This is a genomic window from Methanosarcina sp. A14 (assembly GCF_001729375.1).
GTDB lineage: Archaea > Halobacteriota > Methanosarcinia > Methanosarcinales > Methanosarcinaceae > Methanosarcina > Methanosarcina barkeri.
This window is the reverse complement of record NZ_LZPK01000339.1, coordinates 1-9,298: the sequence shown is the minus strand read 5'-3', so window position 1 is coordinate 9,298 and position 9,298 is coordinate 1. Positions and strand designations below refer to the sequence as shown.

Sequence of the window (9,298 nt, the reverse complement as noted above, 5' to 3'; positions counted from 1 at the left end):
TATTTAAAATGGTGACTATAATTATTCAAAACACAGGAATAAGTCCCGGATTTTCTCCTGTAATAAACTATCCACCTTTAGAAGTTACTATAAAGTATTTTCAATTCCTACCATTCCTATATTTTCAATTCCTTTTTGGGTTCGAGAGCAAATATCATTCCTTCCTGGAGAGGTTCATCCCACATTCCACAGTATTTTTTTGAAAATCACCAATTTTTCTGATAGCGTTTTTGCAAGAGATATGATTAATTTAGACTATTTGCAGAAAGTTGTGAAAATTGATTGATATCATTTTCTGGTCTCTAAATACACTACATAGGGCTTTTGCTTACTGTGTAAAAGTCCAATAAATCCATGTTTAATTGAAAACCGATAGCGGGTAAATATGAATTTACGAAAATTTACTGTGGAAAGTGGGAGGATTACAAAGAATCTCAGTATAATAATTGACACCATTGACTCTTGCACCTGTATCATCAATCTGCTGATAAGGCGTAGCCTTAAGACCTTCCAGAAAAATATCAGCTTTCTCCTGATGAAATATATCAATATCTTTTGTCAAGATTCGAGAAATAGTGGCTTTAGATATATGAACACCAATATTTTCTAGAAACTCATGTATTTTGGGCTCTGAAACATTAGCAACATGGTTATGAGTGATTATCAGAGATTTGATTCCAAGACCAAATTCACCCTTTATACTACCTGGAAGTTCACCTGAATACGTTTTATGTTCCGAAGGAGAATAAAATATCTCTATCCTGTAGTTGGTGTTCAAAGGGTTTATGGATATATCTTGAACTATTACATCCCTATAACCTTTAGGATACGCATCGTCAGGTAAAATAGATCTGTCAACTTTACAGATTTCAGTTCGATGAACCTCTACTTTGTCCAGTTTAGATTTAGGTTCTTTTCCCTATAGATGGTCTCTATTTCGTCTTTCTTTTTCAGAAGAAAGGTCTTCATTCTTTTTAGAACCAAGAATCTTAGGTTTGATTTGTTCACCTTTGAGTAAGTTGATTTCATCTCGAAGTTTCTGGTTCTCTGTCTTGAGGAATTCAATCTCTTCATTCTGCTTTTCAATGATAGCAAACAAAATGTGAAAAGAATTGGCAATATCTTTCATCTTTAATTTCATCAGGATTGATATCCAATGAAGACAGCGATTGTTTTAAAGCTTCAAGTTCCATTTTTTACTCCAAAATATGATAAGGGAAAATGGAACAACTATTATATTTTTTATGTGGTCGAAAATACATTAAATTTGAAGAGGATACGATTATTTCTCTAAAAAATTGATTTTTAGAGTGTACCTTAATTGGGGAAACTCTAAATGCATACCTATCATCTAAACGCACATGATATTCTTCGAATAACAGGCACAAAGAAATGAAAGTACTTTTCACCTCACCCTTTTTTGCCTATCTATCTCGTCATTACCCTGGGTAGTAAGGTTGTCCTAACTATGTTTTTTCAAACCATCGCTAAACTGATCAGTGAATTGTTGTTGAAGGCCTAAATTTGATAAGGAGCAGAAAATCAAAAGGAGCATTGGAAGCCAGTTTTATTCCGTACTTTCATGCTAAAATAAGCATTGTATGCCCTTAGTTTTAATACTGATTTGGAAGGACCCTATTTCTTTATCATAATTCCCCATTCCAAATATTAATTAGCCTTCATTCGGCTCTGTAGAAATCCTATCTGAACCAGCATCAAGAGGCTGAAGATATATAAGCAAAAATGAAGATGGACTGTCTACCCAAAATTAAAATTTTATTCCGGTAGCTTCAAAGAACGCATCTTCCAACGAGAGAGAATTTTCTATAAGTTTAAAAACCTGACCTCCACTTTCAACAATTAATCTGTTAATTTCCGGCTTGACATCTTTATTGGAATTTACGAAAATTTCAAGGGTATGTTCGGATTTCAGTTCAGTTTTTATGACAAACTCCAGACTCTCAATTAAATGAACTATTTCAGAAGATAGATTGTAAACTCCAACTGTAATTACTCCACTTGACTCAATATGGCGGATCTTTTCAATTGTACTTTCGGCGATAAGCTTGCCTTTATCCAGAATTCCGACATAGGTACAAATCTCCTGTATTTCCAGAAGATTATGAGATGAAAGAAATATCGTAATCCCATTGTTATTGCATTCAAAAAGAATTTGTCGGATTTGCCGGATTCCAACAGGGTCGAGACCATTAGTAGGCTCATCAAGAATCAGTACTTTTGGGCTATTCAAAAGAGCCTGTGCAATTCCCAGCCGCGTTTTCATGCCATGGGAAAAATAGCCTACTTTTTTGAACATCTCATTTCCAAGCCCAACCTGATCCAGTAAAACCCTTGATTGTTCCAGGCTTTCTTTTTTACTCAGGCCTTTTAATCTCCCGTAATATATCATATGGCTTAAGGCTGTCCGTTCATCATAAAAGCCCGAATCCTGTGGGACCAGGCCCAGAACCTGTTTAACTTTTCCTGATTCGGAAGACATGTCCATACCATCAACAAAAATTTGTCCTTGCGTAGGTATTGAAAGCCCTGAAAGTAATTTTATTGTAGTTGTTTTTCCGGCACCATTCTGGCCCAAAAAGCCATAAATGCTTCCTTTTTCTACATTCAGGGAAAGACTTTCTAGGACAAAGCGAGAGCCGTATTTTTTGGACAGGTTTTTGGTAGAAATAGCCACAGTAATTAGAAATCCCTCCTTTTAATAGCTACCAAACTCATGGACAAAAAAACCAGTATGTACAGGAACATTGAAAACAGGCTTTCAAAAACCGTAAGATATCCAGCTTCAACCGGGAAGCCTTTCATGAACTCCATATTTTTAATCCCGTAAAAAAAAGGAGTAATATATTTTAGATAACTTTCATTTCCCTGTGAAATAAAAAATATCAAAATTCCAAGAAAAACTACAGACATTGTAAATGAAATTTTGTTGTTTGCGGACAGTGTTGAGATGAATAAAAAAATACTTATGAAGCACCCAAGATAAAGGCTTGAAGAAATCCAGAACAAAACGACGTTTTCTAACTGAAAAGAATTAACTGCAGAATACTGGTATATCAGGTTTATAAGTGCAATTCCAGTGGAAATGATGATAAATACCAGAAAAAGAAAGAAAAACTTTCCTAAGATAAAAGATGATCTGTGGACTTTGGAGATAATATATCTCACCGACCCGGTTTCAGTTTCACTGCTTACTATATCAAAAGATGCTATCAAAGTCATAAAAGGTCCGACAGACAACACCACCAGATATGAAATTAAAGTATATGGGACACCTTCTGAATTTGAAAATAAAAAGGATATATAAGTACTATAGTGCAATGCCAGGAAACAAAGAAAGATAAAAATTCCACCAAAAAGCCATACATATCTACTTTTTGAACCCCTAAATGTTTCATCTTCCCCAATAACCTGTACTTCATAAAAATTCATAATCCTTCATCCTGTTTATTCCTTTTCAGGCTGGAAGCAACAAATGCTCCAAAGAACCCGATTATTGAATAGAAAAAAATCATAATGAGCACAAAGCCGATGAGAGCAGACAAAGCTATACCCCCATATTGTAACGCAAGCTTTCCATCGGAGGTAAACAAAAATACTAAAATCCAGTCAATCAGATTATACGTAAATATTGTAAAAAAAGCATACTTCCCCGAGCCCTTGCCTATATTTTTACCAATCAATGTCCCTACAATAACCGCACTTATAATTCCTACGTATGTTGGATCAAGCCCTAAAAATTCAAAAAATCCGAATAATACAAGCCCAATCAGTATCCCTATAAACAATAACTTCCCGGTTTTCATCCTCTCACATTCTAAAAATGCTGAGTTTAAAAACCCAGCAAGATATATGGCCAATTTAAAAATGTACTATGGTCAATTTAAAAATGTACTTTTATAACTAATTTGTGACCAAATCATCCAACTGAAAACATGCTCAAACATAAATTTAATTTTCTTTTAAAATTTATAGAGCTATTTGCTAGATTATTGGATGATTTTACCATAAAATTTAAGTAAACTCTTTTGACACGTATTAACTGGAGAGTTAAAAATGTCAAGAAAAATATTATTCATTATATTGATAACTCTGCTTTTTTTATCTGCCACTACAGCGACAGCGGCTGAAAATGTGAAAAAAGCGGAAACCCCGAGCGACTATACTGTAGTATCCTCACCTGGTACTGAAATTGGAATCGTTGACAAAGATATAGGTATTCTGACCGTTTATGATACCATTATTCAAGGAGAGATAAACCTACATGAGAAAAAAGTTAGCAGTGGTCTAAATCTTCTCGTTGTGGATCTTAACTGGGGAGATTCAACTGATTCACTACGGCTCAGGATATATACCCCTAGCGGCTCGTTGCTAGGTTCTTATTATGATAACGCTGATGGAGCAGTTAACGGTAGGACTCGCCTGTATATTAAAAATGCAAATGGAATTGAAGCGGGAACCTGGAAATATCAAGTATACGGGTATAGAGTGGCCGGAAAAGAAGGTTATACGATCTGAATTTGATAACGAAATCACTCAAATTATAGACCAGCTATGTGGAAGGTAATGTTACTTTTTATTCTGGTTCTGAGTGCCGCAGTAGGTGTAACCAGTGCAGATACCGGAGGATATTCCATTGGTCCCTGTCCACCCGAAGAGGAGCTCAAAAAATTGGGTGATACCGTTGACATGAGCGGGGCGGACAGGACTCTTACCTTCTGGGAATTTCCCTTGTCATTCAAGGTAGCTTATATCTTGGGATACCTGGCTGCTTTCATTTCCTTATTCAAACTGGCTCCCATAATTCTTGGTCATATAAGGAGTCTAAGTAAAAATGTTACTCAAAAGAAAATTATTTGTTATGTGCTGAGGAAGCCAGGGTGTACGCCGTCTGAAATTTCAAGAAACCTGAAAATTAGTCTGGGATCTATAAGATATCAGATTAAAACACTCAAAGCCGAAGAGGAGTTAACTTTAACGAAGGAAGGAAAGTTCACAAGAGTATTTCAAAATTCCAATGTTTTCACAAACAACGATAAAACAATAATCTCACATCTTAAAGGCAGTACAAGAAAACAAATACTCCTTAATATTCTGGAAAATCCTGAGATTACAAATCAGGAAATCTCAGAAAAGCTGAATTTAGACAAAAGCACTACTCACTGGCATATAAAAAAATTGAGGGAGGATAATATTATTTCCTCCGAAGTAGAAGGCAAGTTTACAAAATATTTTGTGAACCCATCTGTGGAGCCGGAGTTGCTGAAATGGCTCAAAATATAAACTTCGAACAGTTTTATTTTCTCCACCTTTATCGGCTACTATAAATGTATTTTCAATTCCTACCATTCCAATGTTTTCTATTCCTTTTTTAGGTTTGAGAGGAATACCATTCCTTCCTGAAGGGGTTCGTCAAAGCCTTCTGCAGTTACAGGCAGCTCATCGATTAGCAGTCCGACTCCGTGTCCGAGGAATCTTACTTTACGTTTTCCAAAGCCCATAAAATTCTGTAGAAACTCCGAATCTAGATTGTTCATTATGTTGTTGTAGATTTTCGAGGGAATCGCACCTGTTTTTAACATTGAAGCAGCTTCGTTCTGTATTTCCACACATTTATTATGGGCATCTATGGCATATTGTGGAAGTGAAGATCCAAACATGTATGTGGTCGTTTTATCCGTGTTATATCCTTCAACCCCACATCCGATATCGATGAATACCAGATCTCCTTTTTTCAGTTTTTTGTCACGTCTTCCAATCAGTGGAACCGCAGGACTCATCCCATACATTCCACCAGGTCCGTTAAAGTAAGATGGATATCTCGAGATTTCACCAAAACAGACATTTCCCATGACCATCTCAATATCAAACATCCCAAAACGGCACAATCCGTGACGGCCTTCTTCAACCATAACTGAATATAGTTCGGTTGACAGGTCTACTTCACTCATTCCTTCCTTGGAGAATACATGGCCGGTTGCCTCGTGCTCGTATTCGGTATCGGCAAGGACAAAGCCATGACAGACAGAGGTATCGGAAGCGGAATCCACGGCGGGGAAATAATTATCCGTGGAGAGGTTGACTATTTCTTACTCGGAGTAGGAGCCAAGAAATTCAAGTTTACCGAAAGCGATCTTGAATGCATTGCTCCAGTTATAAAGAACTTCTGCGAGCAGTTCGGGTATGACCCCGCAGAGTTCCTGGACACAAACTATACACAGATTGGAACTGCAAGCAGCCGGCCTTTCGCAAGCAAATACGTCTGGGAGTGATTAAAAATGGCAGAACAGAAACCAATCAGCAAAAGTTACCTTGACCTTAAGTCAAAAGTCTGGGATGAAGGCCTTTGCTCAGGCTGTGGGGCCTGCATTTGAGACAGCCTGTACCATTAAAACCAGTATGTTCCTGCCTCCGGGCAATGTGGAGTTCAAATGGTCATTCTAAAAAATTCGAGCTCTATAAATTACTTTTAATTAACTTAGTATAAGTTTTGCGCAGAAAGAATATATGCAATCATAGCCTGCTGTTAGCGTTGTTTTCCGCTTTAAAAACTGTTAAATCTTTGAATTTACAGTTCTTCACTTCGACTTCTCATTAAAATAAGTTGGAAATTTGAGCAGCTAATATAGTCATCCATACCTTGGCAGAAAAATACGTTTTCAGGAAATAAACTTAAGAAAAACTGGAAGGCTAAGTTTGTAGCCTTACATTTATTCATTTTTTTTGAAAGCTCATTAAGCTTCAGGAAAAGATTCTGTTATATTAAGTAGTTCTGCCTTATCGAGAGAGGAGATGATAGTGACTTCAAGCTCCTCATCTTGCCAGGTCAGAGCTTTCATATTTCCACCAAATATTGGAGAGATCATACCTTTCATGTTATTGACCAGAATATTTTCTCCTTCACTTACAAAATTCTGAGTTTCAGGTAAACCTTTTTCAGAAATGTCTTCGATGATACGTATTTCATTATCTCCTTTTGTATATACGAGAGTGATTTTTTCGTAATGCTGCCCTGCAAAAACGCTGAAACCACTATGTACAAAAGTTAGATAAGGTGTATCCATACTGGAAGAGACCATTGAATAATTAAATTCGTATCCTTCCGGGAGATATTCAGGAGTGAGTATTTTAAAATCAATAAGCTCTTTTGCCTCTTCAAGTGTCATTTTTTGAGGTTCACTTTTGAAGTCTTCAAGTCCAAGTACTTTTACCTGGGCGCCATCTGGAACTTTAAATTCAAATTCAGAGTCTGGAATTCCAGTGTTCAATTTCACATCCCGGATTTCTATCTCAATATAAGGATTTCCTTCATTGTCATATAGTTCACACCTGATGAGCATCCAGTTTTCTCCGTCAACCCAGATTTTTGATTTCCATTGGAGCGATTCGTTTTTCTCGGAAGGGGTAAGCTCAAGTACATATACGTTTTTCCCATCGATGTTCTCGGCCCTGAGGAGGGAAGGTAGCTTCCCATTAAGAATAATCCCATTTACAAATTCAGCGTAAACATTAGGTTCGAAGAGTTTCAAATCATTAAAATCATCAGAAATCTCCGTTTTGAAAACAGTCTTGGATTCAGAATTATAGATCCATTGGAAATCTCCATCAGATGCCATAATTACTTTCGTATCTTTATTCGGGTTTAAAATACTCGTTTTCATTAGATCGGGTTTTTTCCATATAATTTCATGCACTTCTGGGTTCTGCCACCTTGAAGTTGAACTTACATACATAGTAAAAGAATAGTCTTCGAGACTGTCTATTTCCATCTGCATGTTAGACACAATTTCTTCAGCACTGGGTTGAGTGTTAGATGAAACTTCTTCGGCACTGGACTCTTCTGCGCAACCTGAAATAAAAATTGAGAGGATTATCAGGAACAAGGTGGGCAGTAAATGTCTTTTGAAACTAATCTTCATTTATTTACCCCAATTTAGAGACATTTTGTATTAATTATATCTTCTAGGAAATCCCACACAGCTTATTTTTAAATAATAGGTATAAATTTAGATTTACACCCATCCAGGTTTTGAATCTAACCTTTTAACCTGAAATTGATATATTATAGCTTAGATAATCCCAAATACCAATCTGAAGGAGTGTAAATTCACAATAGATTCTCAACGCTGCCTTTTCAACACATCAACTTTCAAAAATTGAGTTTAAATAAAACAATTGCAGGAGCCCTCTCTAATTGCGATTAAAGTCTTTACAGGCAGGTATGCGTAACATTTTGCTTCCAATTTCACGTTTGTCCTGTAATTCCCATTGCCTGGTACATCGATCGTCTCTGCCCCAGAAGCTGTACATGAGTTTGGAACCTGGTGAACAATTGCAGGCAAATTAATTGGTTCACTTATCCAAATTGTTATTTTCATCTCACAAGGGGCAGGAAATGGAAATTCTTTAGAAGTTGTTTGACAGCCACTTACAAACCATGATACATTTATGTATCGACTTCCATTAGAACGTTGGTATAATTTGGAAGTAAACTTTATATATATGTCTCCAGTACCATCTAGATATTCTCTAGTGCAACTATTTATAAGTGTATCTGATAAAACAACTTCTGGCTCTAAGAGTTCACTTTTTTGCTTTTCACACATATTATGCACTTCTTTTCTTTACTCCAGAGACAGGATCAAGCAAGCCTGAAATATCCGCAAAGCTAACACTAATCATGCCTCCAGGCAATGCGGAGTTCGAATAAACCTTCCAGAGAGAATTTGAGCTCCACCAAACATTATTTCTAATGTTCATATTTTTCTAGGAACTTACTCTTATAATTCATTTGTGACCAAATCATCCAACTGAAAGTATAAATTAAATCTAAATTTAATTTTTTTTAAGATTTATAGAGTTATTTGCTAGATAATTGGACAATTTTACCATAAAATTTAAGTAAGCTCTTTTGATAGGTGTTAACAGAGGAGTTGAAAATGTCAAGAAAGATGTTATTTATTATATTGGTAATCCTGCTTTTTTATCTGCCACTAAAGCGACAGCAGCTGAAAATGTGGGAAAAGCGAAAATCTCAAGCAACTATGCCGTAGTACTTTCACCTGATACTGAAATTAGAATCGTTGACAAAGATACAGGGTGACTGGAACAGAAGATTATACAATCTGAATTTGATAACGAAATTACTCAAATTATAGACCAGCTATGTGGAAGGTAATGTTACTTTTTATTCTGGTTCTGAGTGCCGCAGTAGGTATAACCAGTGCAGACACCGGAGGATATACCGTTGGTTCCTGCCCACCCGATGAAGAACTTGAAA

14 protein-coding genes are annotated in these 9,298 nt (G+C 36.3%); 5 read left to right on the top strand and 9 right to left on the bottom strand.

Going from position 1 to position 9,298, the window contains the following annotated elements; all coding sequences use genetic code 11:
• Positions 1-203, top strand: a 203-nt coding sequence (locus A9239_RS19965; protein ID WP_218104625.1) for a hypothetical protein, incomplete at its 5' end; no start/stop codon positions are given.
• A 188-nt stretch (positions 204-391) separates the two neighbouring features.
• Here A9239_RS19965 and A9239_RS14540 read toward each other — a convergent pair.
• The 5 genes from A9239_RS14540 to A9239_RS14520 all read right to left on the bottom strand — a co-directional run bounded on the left by A9239_RS14540 (position 392) and on the right by A9239_RS14520 (position 3,878).
• Positions 392-778, bottom strand: coding sequence for a hypothetical protein (locus A9239_RS14540; RefSeq protein WP_052712938.1), 387 nt, complete (start codon positions 776-778; stop codon positions 392-394).
• A gap of 141 nt (positions 779-919) precedes the next feature.
• On the bottom strand, positions 920-1,141 hold the full coding sequence (locus A9239_RS14535) for a hypothetical protein (protein ID WP_141706480.1): 222 nt from the start codon (positions 1,139-1,141) through the stop codon (positions 920-922).
• Positions 1,142-1,768: 627 nt separating this feature from the next.
• Positions 1,769-2,695: an ABC transporter ATP-binding protein gene (locus tag A9239_RS14530; protein ID WP_230668961.1), complete on the bottom strand. Its 927-nt coding sequence runs from the start codon at positions 2,693-2,695 to the stop codon at positions 1,769-1,771.
• 5 nt (positions 2,696-2,700) lie between these two features.
• On the bottom strand, positions 2,701-3,240 hold the full coding sequence (locus A9239_RS14525; protein ID WP_230669180.1) for an ABC transporter permease subunit: 540 nt from the start codon (positions 3,238-3,240) through the stop codon (positions 2,701-2,703).
• A gap of 206 nt (positions 3,241-3,446) precedes the next feature.
• Positions 3,447-3,878, bottom strand: coding sequence for a hypothetical protein (locus tag A9239_RS14520; protein WP_230629014.1), 432 nt, complete (start codon positions 3,876-3,878; stop codon positions 3,447-3,449).
• A gap of 196 nt (positions 3,879-4,074) precedes the next feature.
• Between A9239_RS14520 and A9239_RS18530 the strand changes: the two genes are divergently transcribed.
• Positions 4,075-4,536 (top strand): hypothetical protein, encoded by a 462-nt coding sequence (locus tag A9239_RS18530; protein ID WP_048156398.1) that lies wholly within the window; start codon positions 4,075-4,077, stop codon positions 4,534-4,536.
• Between the two features lie 48 nt (positions 4,537-4,584).
• The gene (locus A9239_RS14510; RefSeq protein ID WP_052712937.1) at positions 4,585-5,301 is read left to right on the top strand and encodes a winged helix-turn-helix transcriptional regulator; all 717 of its coding nucleotides are present in this window, start codon (positions 4,585-4,587) and stop codon (positions 5,299-5,301) included.
• Between the two features lie 77 nt (positions 5,302-5,378).
• Here A9239_RS14510 and A9239_RS14505 read toward each other — a convergent pair whose 3' ends face one another.
• Positions 5,379-5,969 (bottom strand): M24 family metallopeptidase, encoded by a 591-nt coding sequence (locus A9239_RS14505; protein WP_230668957.1) that lies wholly within the window; start codon positions 5,967-5,969, stop codon positions 5,379-5,381.
• A gap of 18 nt (positions 5,970-5,987) precedes the next feature.
• Between A9239_RS14505 and A9239_RS14500 the strand changes: the two genes are divergently transcribed.
• Positions 5,988-6,290 (top strand): hypothetical protein, encoded by a 303-nt coding sequence (locus A9239_RS14500; protein ID WP_230668955.1) that lies wholly within the window; start codon positions 5,988-5,990, stop codon positions 6,288-6,290.
• Between the two features lie 462 nt (positions 6,291-6,752).
• Here the strand turns inward: A9239_RS14500 and A9239_RS14495 are convergent, their stop codons facing one another.
• The 3 genes from A9239_RS14495 to A9239_RS19695 form a co-directional block, all read right to left on the bottom strand.
• On the bottom strand, positions 6,753-7,937 hold the full coding sequence (locus A9239_RS14495) for an outer membrane lipoprotein-sorting protein (protein WP_048156396.1): 1,185 nt from the start codon (positions 7,935-7,937) through the stop codon (positions 6,753-6,755).
• Positions 7,938-8,180: 243 nt separating this feature from the next.
• The gene (locus A9239_RS14490) at positions 8,181-8,624 is read right to left on the bottom strand and encodes a hypothetical protein (RefSeq protein WP_048156393.1); all 444 of its coding nucleotides are present in this window, start codon (positions 8,622-8,624) and stop codon (positions 8,181-8,183) included.
• A gap of 1 nt (position 8,625) precedes the next feature.
• Entirely contained in the window at positions 8,626-8,778 is a 153-nt protein-coding gene (locus A9239_RS19695; RefSeq protein WP_155400478.1) for a hypothetical protein, read from the bottom strand.
• 151 nt (positions 8,779-8,929) lie between these two features.
• Here A9239_RS19695 and A9239_RS14485 point away from each other — a divergent pair, with 151 nt between their 5' ends.
• Entirely contained in the window at positions 8,930-9,121 is a 192-nt protein-coding gene (locus A9239_RS14485; RefSeq protein ID WP_048156390.1) for a hypothetical protein, read from the top strand.
• Positions 9,122-9,298 lie beyond the last annotated feature (177 nt).